Origin of the sequence: Micromonospora sonchi (assembly GCF_014646235.1) — a bacterium.
Classification (GTDB): Bacteria; Actinomycetota; Actinomycetes; order Mycobacteriales; family Micromonosporaceae; genus Micromonospora; species Micromonospora sonchi.
Genome location: NZ_BMNB01000028.1, coordinates 59,829 through 77,174 on the forward strand (window position 1 = coordinate 59,829; position 17,346 = coordinate 77,174).

At 71.6% G+C, this 17,346-nt stretch carries 10 protein-coding genes and 4 pseudogenes; 9 read left to right on the forward strand and 5 right to left on the reverse strand.

What is annotated here, in order from left to right; genetic code table 11:
- The first annotated feature begins 313 nt into the window (after positions 1-313).
- Positions 314-3,214, forward strand: coding sequence for a glycoside hydrolase family 48 protein (locus tag IEY61_RS24255; protein ID WP_189048218.1), 2,901 nt, complete (start codon positions 314-316; stop codon positions 3,212-3,214).
- Between the two features lie 289 nt (positions 3,215-3,503).
- On the opposite strand, the gene IEY61_RS24260 is transcribed toward IEY61_RS24255, so the two are convergent.
- On the reverse strand, positions 3,504-4,193 hold the full coding sequence (locus IEY61_RS24260; RefSeq protein WP_229706405.1) for a DUF3159 domain-containing protein: 690 nt from the start codon (positions 4,191-4,193) through the stop codon (positions 3,504-3,506).
- A gap of 84 nt (positions 4,194-4,277) precedes the next feature.
- On the opposite strand from IEY61_RS24260, the gene IEY61_RS24265 reads away from it, so the two are divergent.
- From IEY61_RS24265 to IEY61_RS24285, 5 genes and pseudogenes are all read left to right on the forward strand, one after another.
- Positions 4,278-5,165 (forward strand): phosphatase PAP2 family protein, encoded by an 888-nt coding sequence (locus IEY61_RS24265; RefSeq protein ID WP_189048223.1) that lies wholly within the window; start codon positions 4,278-4,280, stop codon positions 5,163-5,165.
- Positions 5,166-5,219: 54 nt separating this feature from the next.
- Positions 5,220-5,798: pseudogene (locus IEY61_RS24270) on the forward strand (IS607 family transposase).
- Positions 5,795-7,174, forward strand: coding sequence for an IS607 family element RNA-guided endonuclease TnpB (gene tnpB / locus IEY61_RS24275; RefSeq protein WP_189048225.1), 1,380 nt, complete (start codon positions 5,795-5,797; stop codon positions 7,172-7,174). Before IEY61_RS24270 ends, tnpB begins: the two are co-directional and overlap by 4 nt.
- A gap of 187 nt (positions 7,175-7,361) precedes the next feature.
- Positions 7,362-7,808: pseudogene (locus tag IEY61_RS31470) on the forward strand (RNA-guided endonuclease TnpB family protein); the annotation flags it as partial.
- 267 nt (positions 7,809-8,075) lie between these two features.
- A complete protein-coding gene (locus IEY61_RS24285; RefSeq protein WP_189048261.1) occupies positions 8,076-8,915 on the forward strand; it encodes a maleylpyruvate isomerase N-terminal domain-containing protein in 840 nt (279 codons plus the stop codon).
- A gap of 26 nt (positions 8,916-8,941) precedes the next feature.
- Here IEY61_RS24285 and IEY61_RS24290 read toward each other — a convergent pair whose 3' ends face one another.
- Complete coding sequence (locus IEY61_RS24290) at positions 8,942-9,796, reverse strand: DUF1028 domain-containing protein (RefSeq protein ID WP_189048227.1); 855 nt, start codon at positions 9,794-9,796, stop codon at positions 8,942-8,944.
- A gap of 94 nt (positions 9,797-9,890) precedes the next feature.
- Here IEY61_RS24290 and IEY61_RS24295 point away from each other — a divergent pair.
- Positions 9,891-10,778 (forward strand): annotated as a pseudogene (locus IEY61_RS24295) (LLM class F420-dependent oxidoreductase); the annotation flags it as partial.
- A gap of 192 nt (positions 10,779-10,970) precedes the next feature.
- Here the strand turns inward: IEY61_RS24295 and IEY61_RS24300 are convergent.
- Positions 10,971-11,897 (reverse strand): helix-turn-helix transcriptional regulator, encoded by a 927-nt coding sequence (locus tag IEY61_RS24300; RefSeq protein WP_189048229.1) that lies wholly within the window; start codon positions 11,895-11,897, stop codon positions 10,971-10,973.
- A 104-nt stretch (positions 11,898-12,001) separates the two neighbouring features.
- Between IEY61_RS24300 and IEY61_RS24305 the strand changes: the two genes are divergently transcribed.
- Both IEY61_RS24305 and IEY61_RS24310 read left to right on the forward strand, forming a co-directional pair.
- Positions 12,002-13,510, forward strand: coding sequence for an MFS transporter (locus IEY61_RS24305; RefSeq protein WP_189048231.1), 1,509 nt, complete (start codon positions 12,002-12,004; stop codon positions 13,508-13,510).
- Positions 13,507-13,788 (forward strand): annotated as a pseudogene (locus tag IEY61_RS24310) (helix-turn-helix domain-containing protein); the annotation flags it as partial. The gene IEY61_RS24305 and the pseudogene IEY61_RS24310, both read left to right, overlap by 4 nt.
- Before the next feature lie 35 nt (positions 13,789-13,823).
- On the opposite strand, the gene IEY61_RS24315 reads toward IEY61_RS24310, so the two are convergent.
- Both IEY61_RS24315 and IEY61_RS24320 read right to left on the reverse strand, forming a co-directional pair.
- Complete coding sequence (locus IEY61_RS24315; RefSeq protein WP_189048233.1) at positions 13,824-16,145, reverse strand: transglutaminase TgpA family protein; 2,322 nt, start codon at positions 16,143-16,145, stop codon at positions 13,824-13,826.
- Complete coding sequence (locus IEY61_RS24320; protein WP_189048235.1) at positions 16,139-17,338, reverse strand: DUF58 domain-containing protein; 1,200 nt, start codon at positions 17,336-17,338, stop codon at positions 16,139-16,141. Before IEY61_RS24320 ends, IEY61_RS24315 begins: the two co-directional genes overlap by 7 nt.
- Positions 17,339-17,346: the final 8 nt, after the last annotated feature.

Here is a 17,346-nt window from a genome sequence, read left to right on the forward strand (position 1 = left end):
CCAAAACGAGATCGAAACATCTCGGTGTTTCCGGAAGTCGCGTCCCTGGTATTGGGAGCGCTTCCATGGCAGACTGTCGATCGACCGCGTTGAGCCAGGTATCGCGTGAGCGCGGGTCGCCGAGGGCATCCGGTGCGTCCGGTACGGCGTCCTGTCAGCAGCGGCGCAGCAGCCGTTCCACGGCACTTCGCCGCCACCGGCCGGCGAGCCGGAGAGACCCACCATCCACTGGCGTCGCGCGGCCCTCGCGGTCAGCAGACGTCACCGCCGGGGCGGCAGCGTCCCCGGCCTGGTCCGAGGAGACACCGCGCAGATGAGGAATCTGGCAAGACGTCGGCGGCTGGCGTGGCTCGCCGCCGCGGCACTGGCGCTCGGCGGCGTGACCCTACCCGCCACCGCCGCGCAGGCCGCGCCGGCCTGCGACGTGGTCTACACGACCAACGACTGGAGCAACGGCTTCACCGCCAACGTGACCATCAAGAACCTCGGCGACCCGATCAACGGCTGGACCCTACGGTTCGCCTTCGCCGGCAACCAGCGGGTCACCCAGGGCTGGTCGGCCCGGTGGAGCCAGAGCGGCAACCAGGTCACCGCCACCAACGAGTCCTACAACGGCAACCTGGCCACCGGCTCCTCCGTCAACATCGGCTTCAACGGCTCGTACACCGGCAGCAACCCGAAGCCGACGTCGTTCTCGATCAACGGGGTCACCTGCGGCGGCGTCGCGCAGCAGCCCCCGACGGTGAGCCTGTCGATCCCCGCCGGCCCGTTCGTGGCCCCGGCCAGCGTGCCGCTGACCGCCACCGCGAGCGACCCGGACGGCACGATCGCCAGGGTCGAGTTCTACCGCAACGGGCTGCTGGTCAACACCGACACCACCGCGCCGTACGCGTACACCCTGGAGAACCTGCCGGCCGGTGACTACACCGTCCAGGCCAGGGCGTTCGACAACAGCGGTCTGTCGGCGATCGCCGAGCGGTCGTTCACCGTCACCGCCGCCACCTCGCCGGCGCTGGTGGCCACCCCGGCCACGCTGAGCGTGCCCGAGGGCGGCAGCTCGACGTTCAACGTCAAGCTGAACCGGGCGCCCACCGCGAACGTCGCGGTGAGCCTGGCGCGCACCGGCGACACGGACATCACCGTCTCGCCGACCTCGGTGACGCTGACCCCGTCCAACTGGAACACCGGGGTCGACGTGACCGTCCGGGCCGCCGAGGACGCCGACACCGTCGGCGGCACCGCCACCATCACCGCCTCCGCCACCGGCTACACGCCGGCCACGGTCACCGTCACCGAGATCGACAACGACGTGCCCGGCGGCGACGGCGAGTACGTCCAGCGCTTCCTGGCCCAGTACGGCAAGATCAAGAACTCGGGGTACTTCAGCCCCGAGGGCGTGCCGTACCACTCCATCGAGACGCTCATCGTCGAGGCGCCGGACCACGGCCACGAGACCACCTCCGAGGCGTTCAGCTTCTGGCTGTGGCTGGAGGCGTACTACGGGCGGGTGACCCAGAACTGGGCGCCGTTCAACAACGCCTGGACGGTGATGGAGAAGTACATCATCCCGTCCGCGGCCGACCAGCCGACCGCCGGCTCCGCCGGCGACGCCACCTACGCCGCCGAGCACGACCTGCCCAGCCAGTACCCGTCCCAGCTGGACTCCAACGTGCCGGTGGGCAAGGACCCCCTGCGCTCGGAACTCCAGCAGACCTATGGCACCGGCTCGATCTACGGCATGCACTGGCTGCTGGACGTGGACAACGTCTACGGCTACGGCCGCTGCGGCGACGGCACCACCCGGCCGGCGTACATCAACACCTTCCAGCGGGGCACCCAGGAGTCGGTGTGGGAGACCGTGCCGCAGCCGTCCTGCGACACCTTCGCCCACGGCGGCCAGTACGGCTACCTCGACCTGTTCATCAAGGAGTCGCAGGCCCCGGCCAAGCAGTGGAAGTACACCAACGCCCCGGACGCCGACGCCCGGGCCGTGCAGGCCGCGTACTGGGCCCTGACCTGGGCCAAGGAGCAGAACAAGCAGGCCGACGTGGCGGCCACCGTGACCAAGGCCGCCAAGATGGGCGACTACCTGCGGTACGCCCTGTTCGACAAGTACTTCAAGCGGGTCGGCAACTGCGTCGGGGCCAGCGCCTGCCCGGCGGGCAACGGCCGCGACTCCGCCCACTACCTGCTCTCCTGGTACTACGCCTGGGGCGGGGCGTACGAGACCAGCCAGAACTGGTCGTGGCGGATCGGCTCCAGCCACAGCCACTTCGGCTACCAGAACCCGTTCGCGGCCTGGGCGCTGACCAACGTCAACGAGCTCAAGCCGCGCTCGGCCTCGGCGGCGGCGGACTGGACCAACAGCCTCAACCGGCAGCTGGAGCTCTACACCTGGCTCCAGTCGGCCGAAGGCGGCATCGCCGGTGGCGCGACCAACAGCTGGGGCGGGCACTACGGCACCCCGCCGGCCGGCACGGCCACCTTCTACGGCATGTTCTACGACGAGGACCCGGTCTACAACGACCCGCCGTCGAACCAGTGGTTCGGCATGCAGGCCTGGTCGATGCAGCGCATCGCCGAGCTGTACCTGGTCACCGGCAACGCCAAGGCCAAGGCGCTGCTGGACAAGTGGGTGCCGTGGGCCATCGCCAACACCACGGTGGGCACCAACTGGTCCATTCCGTCGGACATGAAGTGGACCGGCCAGCCCAACAACTGGAACCCGACCAACCCGCAGGCGAACACCAACCTGCACGTCGAGGTGACGGTCAAGGGCCAGGACGTCGGCGTCGCCGCCGCCTACGCCCGCACGCTCATCGCGTACGCGGCGAAGTCGGGTAACACCGCGGCGAAGACCACCGCCAAGGGGCTGCTGGACGCGCTGCACGCGGCCAGCGACGCACAGGGCGTGTCGACGGCGGAGAAGCGCGGCGACTACCGGCGCTTCGACGACGTCTACGACGCCGCCACCGGACAGGGCCTGTACATCCCGCCGGGCTGGACCGGCCGGATGCCCAACGGCGACCAGATCGCCCCGGGCAAGAGCTTCGTCGACATCCGGTCGTTCTACAAGAACGACCCGGCGTGGCCGAAGGTTCAGGCGTACCTCAACGGCGGGGCGGAGCCGGAGTTCCGCTACCACCGGTTCTGGGCCCAGGCGGACGTCGCCATGGCGTACGCCGACTACGGAAAGCTGTTCCCCAACGGCTGAGTGAACTCCTCCGGGTGGGTTGCACCCACCCGGAGGCTTCGGCCGGGCCTCGGGGGTAGAGGCAGGTTCCGGCCGGCGGCCTGACGCCCACGGTCAGGCCGGGGTGGGTCGGCCCCTCTGGCCGACGCAGCGGAGCGGTCGACCCACCCCATCCGTCGCATGGTGGATACCACGCAGATCGCGAAAAAAGTCATCGCCCCGGTATCACGAAACGACCGGGAACGGAGTAACGTACATCACCGGAGAGGCCGCTCCCCCCGTGGCGGCCTCTCCCTTTCTGTTCCACCACTCACTTCTCCGACGCCACGAGCGCGGCGTCCCGCGGCGGCACCGGATGCCGCAGCCCCGGATGGCCGGCCGGCAGCGACCGGCGCACCACCGCCCAGCTGACCGCCAAGGCCGCAGCCACCAGCGGCCAGGTCAGCCCGACCCGGGCCGCGGTCAACGCGAGCACCTGCCCACCGAGGTACAGCGGCAGGAACACCGCCACCCGCAGCACGTAGGTCGCCGTCCAGACCCAACTGCCCCGGGCGTACGCCCGCACCAGCGCCGGGTCGCGACGCCACCGCCCACGCTGCCCGAGCACGGCGCCGACCACCACCCCGAGCAGCGGCCAGCGCACCACGATGCTGACCACCCACGCCAGGGCGCTGGCCGCGTTGGCCAGCAGTTGCACGAGAAAGAAGTCCTCCGCGCGTCCGGTGCGTACCACGATGATCGCGGCCACGCAGACGGCGAGCAGCCCGATCAGCACCGACCGGGGACGGTGACCGCGGCGCAGCCGCCACCCGGCCACCGCCACACCGACGGCCAGGGCGGCGACCACCCCGGCGATGACCGAACGCCCGGCCAGCAGCCAGCCCACCGTGAAAGCGACCGGCGGCAGGGTCGCATCCAGCGCGCCGCGGCGCCCGCCGAGCAGATCGGCCAACGACTCCGGACGCCCGACGGCGGCGTCCCGCTCCGACGTACCGGTCACCATGCCCTCCCTCACCTACATCCCAACCTATCCCGACGCCCCTGGCGGGCCACCGGCCGACCGAAGCGGGTGGGCCGCTAAGTTGTGCGGGTGCGCGTGACGCCGAGGGGTGGGACCGGGGTCTGGTTGGTCGTGCTGGCCCTCGTCCAGGCGGCGGCCTTCATCGTCGTCTGGCGATTCGCCCTCCATACCGAAACCGGGCAGTGGATCGACACGGTGGCGCTCACCGGCAACTGGATCGGCCGCGACCACATCGAGGAACCGGTCAACCGCCTGCTCCACGCGATGTCCGTGGTGTCGCTGCTGGCGGCCACCCTGATGATCGGGTTCATCGCGCTGATCCGGGGCCGGGTCGCCCTGGCGATCGCGGCCACCCTGCTGATCGCCGGGGCCAACGTCACCACCCAGCTGCTCAAGTACGCCCTGGCCCGTCCCGACTACGGCATCGACCCGGAACGGGTGTTCGTGGGCAACAGCCTGCCCAGCGGACACACCACGGTCGCCGCCTCGGTGGCGGTGGCGCTGGTGCTCGTACTGCCACCCAGGGTGCGGCCCTTCGCCGCCGTGGTCGGCGCCGGCTACGCGGCGACCGCCGGGGTGGCCACCCTGTCGGCGAGCTGGCACCGGCCCAGCGACGCGGTGGCCGCATTCCTCGTGGTCGGAGTGTGGGCGGCCCTGGCCGGGCTGCTGCTGCTGATCACCCAGCGGGAGCGGGCGCAGGTCTCCTCGGCCGACGCGCACCGCCTCACCGCGCTGCTGCTCGGCGTCGGTGGCCTGCTGGCGATCGCGGGCTGCGCGTTGGCGCTGTGGTGGCTGCTGGGCCAGCGCGGCATCCCGGTGGCCGAGCTGGGCCGCCGGCCGCTGTTCCTCGGCTACGGTGGCAGCGCCGCCGGCATCGCCGGCACGATGGGCGTGGTGATGGCGCTGGTGCTCTCCGCCGTGCACCGCCTCGTCCCCCGCCACCAGGGGTAAGCGCTGTTGGCGGGTCAGGGCTTTTAGCCATCTCTGGGGTGGTGGAGTGGTCGGGTGAACGTGAAGGAGTGGGCAGCGTCCCAGGGCCCCGTATGTGACTGCGCGGCGCCGGTACGCGGCTGGGAGCTTCCTCTTCCCACGTACCGTCTCGGGTGGCTGGTCATGGTCGGTGGTCGTTAGCCGGTGCGGTCCCGACTGCGGGGCAGACCGTGGTGTACGCCCGTGTTTCGCCGGCTGAGCAGGGGGCAGAGCTTGACTGGCCGGTGGCGCGTGTCGTCGGGTGGGCGACTGTGCAGCGTATTGCGGTGGATCGGGTGGTGACCGAGGTCGGGTCGGCGCTCGAGGATCACCGCGAGAGGTTCCTCGCCCTGTTACGTGATTCGGCCGTGAATAGGTTCGTGGTCGAGCATCGCGGCCGGTTCGTCCGTTTCGGTGTCGAGTATGTTAAAAGCCGTGTTGTCTGCTCAGGGTCGCCGTCTGCTGGTGGTCGATCCGGCCGGGGTTGACGACGACCTTGTGCGGGACGTGTGCGAGGTTCTGATGTCGCTGTGTGCCCGCTTGTACGGTCGGTCCGCTGCCGCGGATCGCGTCTGTCGGGTGGTTGAGGCCGCCTGCGAGGGCGGTCCGGTGTGAAAGCGGTCCAGGCGTACCGGTTTGCGTTGGATCTCACGCCGGTTCAGGAACGTGCGGTGCTGGCCCATGCTGGGGCGGCTCGGGTGGCCTACAACTGGGCGTTGGCTCGGGTGAAGGCGGTGATGGATCAGCGGGCTGCTGAACGCACCTACGGTGTCTCGGAGGAGCTGTTGACTGCGTCCCTGTCGTGGTCGCTGCCCGCGCTGCGTAGGTCGTGGAATGCCGCGAAAGACGGGGTGGCGCCGTGGTGGCGGGAATGTTCCAAGGAGGCGTTCAACACTGGCCTGGATGCTCTGGCTCGTGCGTTGAAGAACTGGTCTGACTGCCGTAGCGGCAAGCGGGCCGGGCGTGCGATGGGGTTTCCTCGGTTCAGGTCCCGGCGGCGTAGTGTGCCGAGTGTGCGGTTCACCACCGGAACGATGCGGGTGGAGGCGGACCGTAAGCATGTCGTACTGCCGCGGCTGGGTCGGTTGAAGCTGCACGAGTCGGCGCGGAAGCTGGCCCGCCGCCTTGACAACGGCACCGCCCGGATCATGTCCGCCACAGTGCGGCGCGACGGCGGACGGTGGCAGGTGGCGTTCTGCGTCGAGGTGGACCGGGCCGACCGGACGCCAGGGTGCCCTGGCTCGGTGGTGGGTGTGGATGTTGGCGTCACGCACCTGGCGGTGTTGTCGACCGGGGAGCTGGTGGACAACCCGCGTCACTTGGCCGCCGCGCAGACCCGGTTGCGGCGTCTGGGACGGGCACTGTCGCGTAAGACCGGCCCTGACCGGCGTACCGGGCAGCGTCCATCGCAGCGGTGGGCCCGGGCATCCGCTCGGCTGGGCCGCGCGCATGCCCGGGTGAGCAATCTGCGTCGTGACGGCCTGCACAAGCTCACCACCCGGCTCGCCCGCACCCACGGCACGGTCGTGGTGGAAGACCTCAACGTGGCCGGGATGCTGCGCAACCCCAGGCTGGCCCGTCATATCACCGACGCCGGCTTCGGCGAGCTTCGCCGACAGTTGGCGTACAAGACCGCATGGAACGGTGGCCGGCTGATCGTCGCCGACCGCTGGTACCCGTCCTCGAAGACCTGTTCTGGCTGTGGCGCGGTGAAAGCCAAACTGCCCCTGTCCGAGCGCACCTACACCTGCACCACCTGCGGCATCATCCTCGACCGCGATCTCAACGCCGCACGCAACCTCGCCGCACTGGCGACTGGAATGGACACCGCCGGGAGTGGCCCGGTGACTGGACGTGGAGCCGACCGTAAGACCCGCCCCGGCGGGCTGGTGGCTACGAAGCGTCAACCCGGCACGGCGAACGCCGGTCAGACCGGGACCGTCCCACCGCAAGGTAGGACTACCGATCACATGCTCGCTAGAGCGCACTGAAAGGTAACGGTTGACCCGTCCGCACCTTCGGCCGCCACCGTCCGGCTCGACGGCGGCCGGTGGCACGTGTCGTTCTGTGTCGACGTCGACCGCGCCTGCCAGCGGCCGGCGCGGTCCGGCTCGGTGGTTGGTGTGGATATCGGGCTCACACATCTGGCGGTGTTGTCCACTGTCCACCGGCGAACTGGTGGAAAACCCGCGCCACCTGGGCGCCGCGCAGGCCTGGCTGCGCCGGCTCGGTCGTGCCGTGTCGCGGAAGATCGGCCCTGACCGGCGTACCGGGCAGCGTCCATCGCAGCGGTGGGCCCGGGCATCGGCTCGGCTGGGCCGCGCGCATGCCCGCGTGAGCAATCTGCGTCGTGACGGCCTGCACAAGCTCACTACCCGCCTCGCCCGCACTCACGGCACGGTCTTGGTCGAAGACTTGAATGTGGCCGGGATGCTGCGCAACCGAAGGCTGGCCCGGCACATCGCCGACGCCGGTTTCGCCGAGCTTCGCTGGCAGTTGGCGTACAAGACCGAATGGAACGGCGGTCGGCTCGTGGAAGCCGACCGCTGGTACCCGTCATCGAAGACCTGCTCGGGCTGTGGCGCGGTGAAAGCCAAGCTGGCCCTGTCCGAGCGCACCTACACCTGCACCACCTGCGGCATCATCCTCGACCGGGACCTCAACGCCGCGCGTAACCTCGCCGCTCTGGCGGCTGAGGTCGACCCCGCCGGGAGTGGCCCGGTAGCAGGACGTGGAGCCGACCGTAAGACCCCGCACACGGGGCGGGTCGCTGAGAAGCGTCAACCCGGCACCGCACCAGCGGATCAGACCGGGACCGTCCCACCGCAAGGCAGGACTACCAATCACGCGCTCGGCAGAGCGCACCGAAAAGGTAACGGGACAGGAGGCGACGTGGACCAGTTCCGTGCGGCTTTCCGCGACGAGTGTGCGCGGCTGGGCGAGGTGTTGGGCACCCTCGATCCGGCTGACCTCGACCGGCCGACCAGGTGCGTGCCGTGGACGGTGGCCGAACTGCTGGCACACGTACGCACCGGCGCCGGCCGGCTGGCCGACATGCTGGCCGCACCGGCGCCCGCCCGGGCGGAGGTCGACGCCGCCGGCTACTTCGGCATGGCCAAGTTCACTCCTCAGGTGGACGCCGCCCGGATCGAGGCCGCCCGGGTCGAGGCCGCTCAGGTCGAGACCGCCCGGATGGAGGCAGCCCGGGTGGAGACCGCTCAGCTCGAGACCGCCGGAATCGAAGCCGGCCGGGTCGAGGCCACCGAGGTCGAGGCTGGCCGGGGCCGTTCCGGCCAGGGTGGAAGGTGCCCCGGAGCCGGCTGGGCGCCGGCCGCGGACTTCGACCGGGCCTGGCGGGCCACCCTGGCGGCGGTCGGCACACATTCACCAGATCGCGTGGTACGCACCCGACACGGCGACGCGATGACGGTGACCGAGTTCCTGCGTACCCGGGTGGTGGAGGTCGGGGTGCACGGCCTGGACCTGGCCGCGGCGCTGGACCGGCCACCATGGCTGACCGCGACCGCCGGCCGGGTGATCGCCGATCTGCTCACCGGTGGACGCTCCCTGCCGGCGGAGCTGGGCTGGGATCGGCTCACCCTGATCGCCAAGGCCACCGGCCGCATCCCGGCCACCCCCGCCGAGCGGACCGCACTCGCCCACGCCGGACTCCCGACGCTCTCCTTCGGCCGCCACGCCAGCGTTGATCATGAGGTTAGCGGCAGTAATTGATCTTCAAACTGTCGCTACCCTCATGATCAACGAGGTGGGGGGCCGGGGCGGGCGGCGGCGCGGAGGTGGGCCAGCACCACCGGGTCGATGCGGCCGGGGACCAGCCGTTCCTCCAGGTTCTCCAGCCCGGCCCAGGCCACCAGGGCGTCCTCGGGATCGGCCGGGTCGGCCGGATGGCCGAGCGCGGTCAGCAGGCCGGCCACCTCGGCGGCCACCGCGCCGGCCAGATCGAGCAGGGTGGCCGGGTCGGGGCGGTCGAACAGGAGGGTGTGCACGGCCAGCAGCCGGTCGAGTTCGGTGATCGGGTCGGGATGATCGTCGACCCGCAGGTCGATCATGAGGTCGCCGGTGCCGCCGTACCCGCCGCCCTGGCGGACCACCATCAGACCGGCGCTCTGCCGACCCCGCCGGTCGCCGCCGGCCTCCTGCCCGGCGCGCAGCGCGGCGAGCAGCCGCTGCGCGAAGGGCAGATCACCGCCGGCGAGCCAGGTGTCGCGCAGCGCGTCGACCACCTCCGGACCGGTGAGGATGTTGCCTTGGGCGGCCCAGCCGTCGCCCGCCTGCCCGCCGGCCCAGCCGTGGCAGTGCACGCCGGTGTAGGTGGCGCCGGGGCCGGTGGCGGCGACCACACCGAGCTGGCGGTGATCGCGTTCCGGGTCGGCGGCGACCAGGCCGGCGACCACGTGACTCGCGGACACCCCGGTGCGCAGCAGGGCCAGGCCCTGCGGCCGGTAGGCGAGATTCACATGCGCCTGGGTGGCGATCGCGCCGACGTCGGCCTCCGCCGCCGGGACGAGCGCGCCGGCGGCCAGGAATCGGCTCGCCACCACGATGCCGTGCATGCGGCCGTCGGCCGAACGGGCGACGAGGGAAAAGGTCACGCGGGCAAGGTTAACGCCGGCCACGGCCCGGCTGACGGCCGGCGGGACGACGGGCTCACACCGTTCCGGTCGGACGGGTGGACCGGGTAATTGACAAGTCAACGGCGCCGACGCGTTCACGCCCCTGGCGCTGGCCGCCGCCGGGCAGCCCGGGCTGCGGCTGGGCACCGCGATCGCGCCGGTGCTCACCCGGGGCCCGGACTGCTGGCGATGAGCGCCGCCGCGCTCGCCGACCTCGCTCCCGGCCGGTTCGCCCTCGGCATCGGCGCCTCGTCGCCGGTGGTGGTCTCCGACTGGAACGCGGTGGAGTTCACCGAACCGTTCCGGCGCGCCCGGGACATGCTGCGGTTCCTGCGGGCGCGCTGCGCGGCGGGACCGTGGACTCCGCCTTCGACACCTTCGCCGTGCGCCGGTTCACCCTGGAGCGGCCGCCGGTCGTACCGCCGCCGCTGCTGTTGGCCGCGCTGCGGCCCGGCATGCTGCGGCTGGCCGCCGCCGAGGCCGACGGGGCCATCCTCAACTGGCTCGCCGCCGCCGACGTGCCCCGCGCTGGCCGAGCTGGGCGAGCGGCGCCCGCAGTTCGAGGTGGTCGCCCGGATCTTCGTCTGCCGCAGCGAGGACGCGGGGTACGCCAGCACCCTGGGCCGACGGATGATCACCAGCTACCTGACCGTGCCGGCGTACGCGGAGTTCCACCGCTGGCTCGGCCGCGGGTCGGCGCTGAACGGCATGTGGCAGGCGTGGGCGGCCGGCGACCGGCGCGGCGCCCTGGCGGCGGTGCCGGACGAGGTGGTCGACACGCTGATCCTGCACGGCTCGCCAGGGCAGTGCCGGGCACAGGTACGCCAGTACACCGAGGCCGGGTGGACGTGCCGGTGCTGGCCCTGCTGCCCACCCCGGAGGTTGCCGCGGGGACCCGGCGGCGCTGGTCACGCTCGTGGCCCGGCTCGGGCTCGGCGCGGGCCGGTCAGTCGCCGCCTGAGCCACCACCGCCACCGGCGGTGTCGCCGTAGGCGGCGTTCTCGATGACGGCAGCCGAGTGTCGGTCGGGTACAGCCATCACCCCGCTCGAAGGTGTCGCGGTGATGCCGTCGGGATGAGGAGGGGCGCAGCTCGCGGCCGGCCCGCGCGGCGGCGGCCAGCCGGCCTGAGCAGCTTTAGCGTTCTTTGAGCTCTAGATGTTGCGGGGCAGGAGGTTGTTGACGGATCGATCGCGACCAGCCGCAGGCCCCTCGGGCGCCCTGACGCTCGGATCGTGTTCTCCGGGAGCGCGTTGGGTGAGGATCCGTAGTGCGTCTGCCGAGGAGGCATCGTTTGGGGTGTAGATCTCGAGGCGGTGATCGGGGCTGTCGGGCTGTAGCCAGACTTGGTAGGCGATGCTCGCGGCGCCGACCGTGGGGTGTTGGAGATGCATGTCACCGGTCGTGCAGTCGGCGACTTCACCGGTTGCCCACATGGAGGCGAACTGGTCGCTGCGCATGGTGAGTTCACCGATGAGGTTCGCCAGGCGCGCGTCGGTCGGGAACCGTCCGGCGGTGAGACGCAAGTAGGCGACGTGGACCCGGGCGAGCTCGTCCCAATTGCGGTGCAGATTCCTGGTGAGAGCGTCGAGGAAGAACATCCGCGGGATCGAGGGACGACAGCCCGGTTCACGGGGCGCCTCGAAGTCCACGTGCTCGGCGAGCAGCGCGTGTCCGGTGCGGTTCCAGGCGAGGACGTCGCCGCGTCGGCCCAGCACGATCGCTGGCGTCGCCTCGGCCAGTGATTCGAGCAGCGCGAGGACGCGAGGGTGGGGCTGCTCGACTGGTGGTTCGGCGAGGCCGGACCGGGAGGGCTGGCGGGCGAGATTGTGAAGGTGTACGACCTCCACGTCGTCCAGTTCCAGAACTCGTGCGAGGGCGTCGAGAACCTGTTCGGAGGCCGTCTCGGCCTGGCCCTGCTCCAGCCGTGTGTAGTAGCCAGCGCTGACCCCTGCCAAGTGGGCGAGCTCCTCGCGGCGCAGCCCCGGAACTCGGCGGGCGCTCCCGTAGGTTCGTAGCCCGATCTCGTCTGGGGTGACCCGGTCGCGGCGGCTTTTCAAGAATGCTCCGAGGCTTTCCATGACATCGAGACTAGGCGCCCGTCGCGCGTGGCTGGGTGTACCTGCTGGGTGTACCCACACCAGGTGGCTGGCTGCTCCCGGCTCCGCGCTGGAGCGTTGCCGGCATGACGCAACACACCTCACGCACGACCAACGTCCGAGCTTGGCTCGGTCTGCTGGTCGTCCTGGGCCCGGTGCTCTTGGTCTCGATGGACGGGTCCATCTTGTTTCTCGCAATGCCACGAGTCAGTCAGGCTCTCAATCCCAGCGCTGACCAAGCACTGTGGATCCTGGACGTCTACGGCTTCGCGGTCGGCTCCCTGCTTATCGCATTCGGAAACATCGGCGACCGCTACGGGCGACTCAAGCTGCTCATGCTCGGCGCATTCTTCTTCGGCATCGGTTCGGCCGCCGCCGCGTTCGCGCCCACACCGGCGCTACTCATCGCCGCCCGTGCCGTGATGGGGATCGCCGGCGCAACCTTGCTGCCGTCCGCCTTGGCGGTGCTCAGTGAGCTGTTCACCGACCCGAAGCGTCGGGCCCAGGCCATCGGCATCTTCGCTGCGGCCTTCGCTGCGGGATTCGCAATCGGACCGGTCATCGGTGGCGTGCTGCTGGAACGCTTCTGGTGGGGATCGGTGTTCTTGATCAACCTTCCCTTGATCGCGCTGTTCCTGTGTTTCGCACCCATGTTGCTCAGCGAGGTACAAACCACTCGCCCCGGACGAGTCGATCCGACGAGTGTCGTGACCTCTGCGATCGGTCTGCTGCTAGCGATTTATGGGCTCAAGCACGCTGCCGCCGAGGGCCTCTCCGTATCGGCGGCGCTCGCCGGACTCATGGGGGTCGCCGTGCTGGCATGGTTCGGCGTCCGTCAACGACACCTGGACCATCCACTCATCGACTTCTCTCTCTTCCGGGATCGAGTCTTCACCATCGCGGTGATCACCGGGCTTCTACCGCTGGCCGCGTGGTCAGCAGCCGCCTACCTGGCTGGCATCTACTTGCAGTCCGTCCTTGACATTCCGGTCCTGCAGGCTGCCCTGCTGGCGCTACCGGGAGCCGTTGTGCTCATCACGACTTGCATCGTCACCCCTGTGGTGGTCGATCGCGTCGGGAAACGCTCCGCGCTGCTTGTCTGCCACTTCTCCATCGCCACCGGGCTGCTCCTGCTCTTGCCCACCACCATCACTGGCGGGACCGGCTGGTACGTCGCTTCCACTGCGATCGCCGGCATCGGCTACGGCATCTCCTTCGCAGTCGTCGCTGACACCGCCGTCGGCGCGGTCCCGTCCGAGCGAGCAGGCTCAGCAGGCGCGATCGCCGAGACCAGCAACGAGATCGGTAACGCCCTGGGCATTGCACTGCTCGGCTCCCTGGCAGCACTGCTGTTCCGGCTCCAAGGGCCCGACCTCGCGCCGACCCTGGACGAAACGCTTCAGCTCACCAATCTGACAGACACGTTGATCACCGACGCCAAGTCATCCTTCCTCACCGGCATGCACGTGGCCGCAGCTACAGCCAGCTTGCTGCACCTCGTACTCGGCCTCATAGCACTCCGCTGGCTACCCCGTCCTGTCAGGACCGACATCCCGGCTGATGGCGAGCACGGCGAGGCGGTCGAGGCGCGATGACCCATGCCAACGCACCTCTCTCCATCGAAGGCCGACGACGCCTGGTCGAACGCTGCAAGGACCGTCCCATCGCCCATGTAGCGGCGGAGATGGGCATCTCACGAGCATGCGCATCCAAGTGGGTCAACCGCTGGCGCCAGCACGGTGAACTCGGCTTGCAGGATCGCTCCTCGACACCGTATGCCAGCCCCAGCTCGACACCCGCCGAAGTGATCGAGCGCATTGCGACCTGGCGGCGCGAACACAAGTGGTCCGCCCAACAAATCACCGACGAACTGGGCGATCAGGTAACGGTAGAAGGCATTGACCAGCCTCAACGCGACCAGCGCAGCGGCCCCGGGTGCACCGACCAGAGCAGCCGCCGCCAGCGGGGCCGGGCGGCACGCAGCGCCCCGGTGTAGGCGGTGGCGGCCTCGGCGGCGGCCCGGGCCTGCCCGTCGGTGACGCCGCCCGGAGCGAAGCCGACCTGGTTGACCAACTGGGCCAGCTCCTCGACGGCGGTGTCCCACTCGGTCGCCCGCTGGCCGGTCGGATCGGTGCCGGCGCTCGGAGGCAACGCGGCGGCGAGAGCGCGTCGGGCCGCGGCGGCGACCTCGGTGGCGGACAGGTCGGCGGCCACCGGATGCCCGGCCAGGCGCAGCGCGTCGGTCAGCTCCCGCCAGGCGCCGGCGATGCGGTGCCGGGGGTCGCCCCGGTGCAGCCGGTTGCGGGTCTGCGCGCGACGCATCCCGGCCAGCGTGGCCAGCGCCACCGCCAGCACGAGCAGTAGACCGCCACCGGCGCCGGCCAGCAGCACCGGTGTCGACGGGCCGCCGGAGTCGGCCGGGCCACCGGGAAGCGCCAGCGGCGGCGGGGAGGAGGTCGGCTCCAGGGTGGGCTCCGGCTGCTCCGACGGCGGCGTCTCCTCCGGCCGCGGACGGAAGTCCTCCTCGACCGGCCGCGGCTCGTCGTCCGGCCGGGGCAGCGGGTCGAAGGGCACCCAGCCCAGCCCGTCGAAGAGCACCTCCGGCCAGGCGTACGCGTCGGCGGCCCGCACCGCCCCGGACGCGGGGGCGGCGAAACCGACCACCACCCGGGTCGGCAGCCCGACCAACCGACCCAGCACGGCGAAGGAGGCGGCGAACTGTTCGGAGGTGCCCCGCTGCCCGCCGCCGCCCGCGGGCCCGAACAGGAAGAACGCCAGGTTCGGGTAGGCGTGGCCACTGGGCGCGTCGGCCACCAGCCGGTAGTGCTCGGCGAGCCACTGCTCGATCGCCGACGCGCGGGCGTACGGTGCGCCGTTCTCCTCGGCCAACTGGGCGGCGAGCCGGCGCAACTGCTCGGGCACCCCGTCGGCGACGTGCAGCACCCGGGCCACCTCGTCGCCGGCCGGGGTGTTCGCGGTGGCGATCAGGTTCAGGTCCGGGCGCTCCCGGCCGGAGCTCACCGCGTACCGCAGCCCCGGGGTGAGCCCATCGGGCCGGATCAGGGTGCCGGTGTCCGGGTCGTAGGCCACCCGCGCCCCGCTGACCTCGCGCGGGGTGGCCACCGCCGGCAGCAGCCGACCGGTGAGGTCGCCCACCGTGATCTCCTGCCGGATCGTCTCCACGGTCGCGCCCGACGGTGGATCCACGACGGGCAGGATCCGACCGGCGTTGCGGTACGTGGCGCCGACGCGCCAGGTGACCCCGTCGTAGTCGCTGAGCACGGCCAGCCGGACGCGTACCCCGCCGCCGGTGGCCGGCGTTCCGCCCGCCGGGTCGGTCCCGCCCGCGCCGGTGTCGGCCGGGCCGCTGCCGTCCGTCGTCACCTGGAACAGTTGCTGCTCCGGGTTCAGCGCCCACCCCGAGATGCGGATCAGCGGGTTCTCGTCGAGCGTCTCCACCTGCGGCGGCTCCACGTAGCGGCGCGGGTCCACCGGGCGGGTCTCCACCAGTGCGGCCAGTGCCGGGCCGAGCAGCGCAGCCAGGCCCACCACCACCGCCGTTCCGGCGGCCGAGGCCACCGCCAGCCGGGCCCGCACCCGCGCCCGCGCCGCCGGGTTCAGGTCGTCGACCGGGTCGCCGCCGGCCGTCCGCCCCGACACCGCCAGGCCGAGCGCCGCCACCGCCACCAGCGTCACCGTCTCACCGATCGCCGGTTCGGCGTTCGGACCGACCACGTACACCGCGCCAGCGAAGAGCAGGGCGGGCGGCAGGTAGCCCAGCAGCACCCGACCGGCCCGCAGCGCCACCTCCGCGCCGGCCAGCCCGGCCAGCCAGGCGCCCACCAACGGCACCAGGACGGTGTCCGGCGTCGGCTCCACCGGAATCATCGCGGTCAACAGCCGGGGAATGCCGTTGCGCGCGGCGTCGCCGGCCACCTGGACGAACCCGCCCGGCAGGTCGGCCCGGCCTGCGGCCAGCCGCAGGCCCCAGGCGGCCCAGCCGGCCATCGCCAGCACCGACACCGGAGCGACCAGCCAGGAGGGCAGCCGCCGTGCCACGACACTGACCAGCACCGAGCCAAGGGCCGCGCCGGCCACCAGCACGGTCAGCAGCGAGCCCGCGTACACCCGGTCGAGTGCCATCCCGGCCAGCGTGACCATGCCGACCAGCGCCGCCGGCAGGACCAGGGTGACCAGCGCGGCCGGCACCGCCCGCAGCAGCCTCACCATCGGCGCACCCCGTCCCACTCGGCGGCGAACGCCGCCCCGTCGGGGGCGTCGACGACGACCAGGCCGGCGGCGTCCGGCGGCGTCCGCTCCGCCGCCCCGAACACCCCGACCACCACCGACGGGTACGCCCCGCGCAACGCACCGACGTACCCCAGGTCGTCGCGGCTGCCCGGGCCGGTGAGGACGACCAGGGTGTCGCCGAGCCGGTCGCGGCGCAGCCGTGCCGTCGCGGCCTCCAGCGTGCCGTCGGCGGCCAGGGACACCGCGGCCAACCGGTCCAGCGGCCCGACACCCGGCCCGTCGATCATCCCGCTGCCGCTGCTGGCCGGCGTGGTGGGTGCCGTCGGCTCGGGGATCGGTTCCGCGGCGGCGGCGAAGAGCAGTGCCACCGGTAGGTCCTCTCGCACCGCCGCGGCCACCACCGAGGCCGCCGCCTCGCACGCCGACTCGAACGACTCGGCCACCCCGTCCACCCGGTCCGGATGCGCGGCGGCCCGATTGTCCAGCAGCACCACGATCCGCGGCAGGCTGGTGTCCACGTTCTCCCGCACCATCAGCTCACCGACCCGGGCGCTGGTCCGCCAGTGCACCCGCCGCAACTCGTCGCCGACCACGTACTCCCGCAACGAGTCGAAGGTGATCGAGCCGTGCGGCACGGCGTCGACCCGCCCGTCGAGGCTGCGGCCGGCGCCGGTGGGCACCGCGCTCAGCGGATGGATGCGCGGATGCACCCACACCGGCACGCTGTCGCCGTAGGAACGGGCCAGCACCACCAGGCCCAGCGGATCACGGCGGGTCACCCGCAGCGGACCGACCGGCACCACTCCCCGGCGGACGGTCGGCACGTCGTAGCGGACCGTGGTGTCCGCACCCGGGCGCAGCCGCAACACCGGCACCGGCACCACCCGGTCGCCGCACCGGTCGGTGGCCAGCAGACTCGCCGCCCGCAGCCGTCCCGCGTTACGCAGAGTCAACGTCATCGTCGCCGGCTCACCCCGGGCCACCCGGTCCGGGTCCGCCCGCCGGTGCACGGCCAGGCGGGGCCGCCGGGCCGCGATGACCACGGCCACCGCGACGGCGATGCCGGCCGCCGCGCCCAGCAGCGTCAGCTCCGGATACCCGAACCGGAAACCGACACCGAGCAGCAGTACGGCGACGACGAGCAGACCGATGCCCCGAGCGGTGATCCCCACGTCAGCCC

Bases quoted from the DNA above. Each gene is read 5' to 3' on its own strand.
- IEY61_RS24255 (WP_189048218.1), top strand. From the start codon at position 314: ATGAGGAATCTGGCAAGACGTCGGCGGCTGGCGTGGCTCGCCGCCGCG.
- IEY61_RS24300 (WP_189048229.1), bottom strand. From the start codon at position 11,897: ATGGAAAGCCTCGGAGCATTCTTGAAAAGCCGCCGCGACCGGGTCACC.
- IEY61_RS24305 (WP_189048231.1), top strand. From the start codon at position 12,002: ATGACGCAACACACCTCACGCACGACCAACGTCCGAGCTTGGCTCGGT.
- IEY61_RS24315 (WP_189048233.1), bottom strand. From the start codon at position 16,145: ATGGTGAGGCTGCTGCGGGCGGTGCCGGCCGCGCTGGTCACCCTGGTC.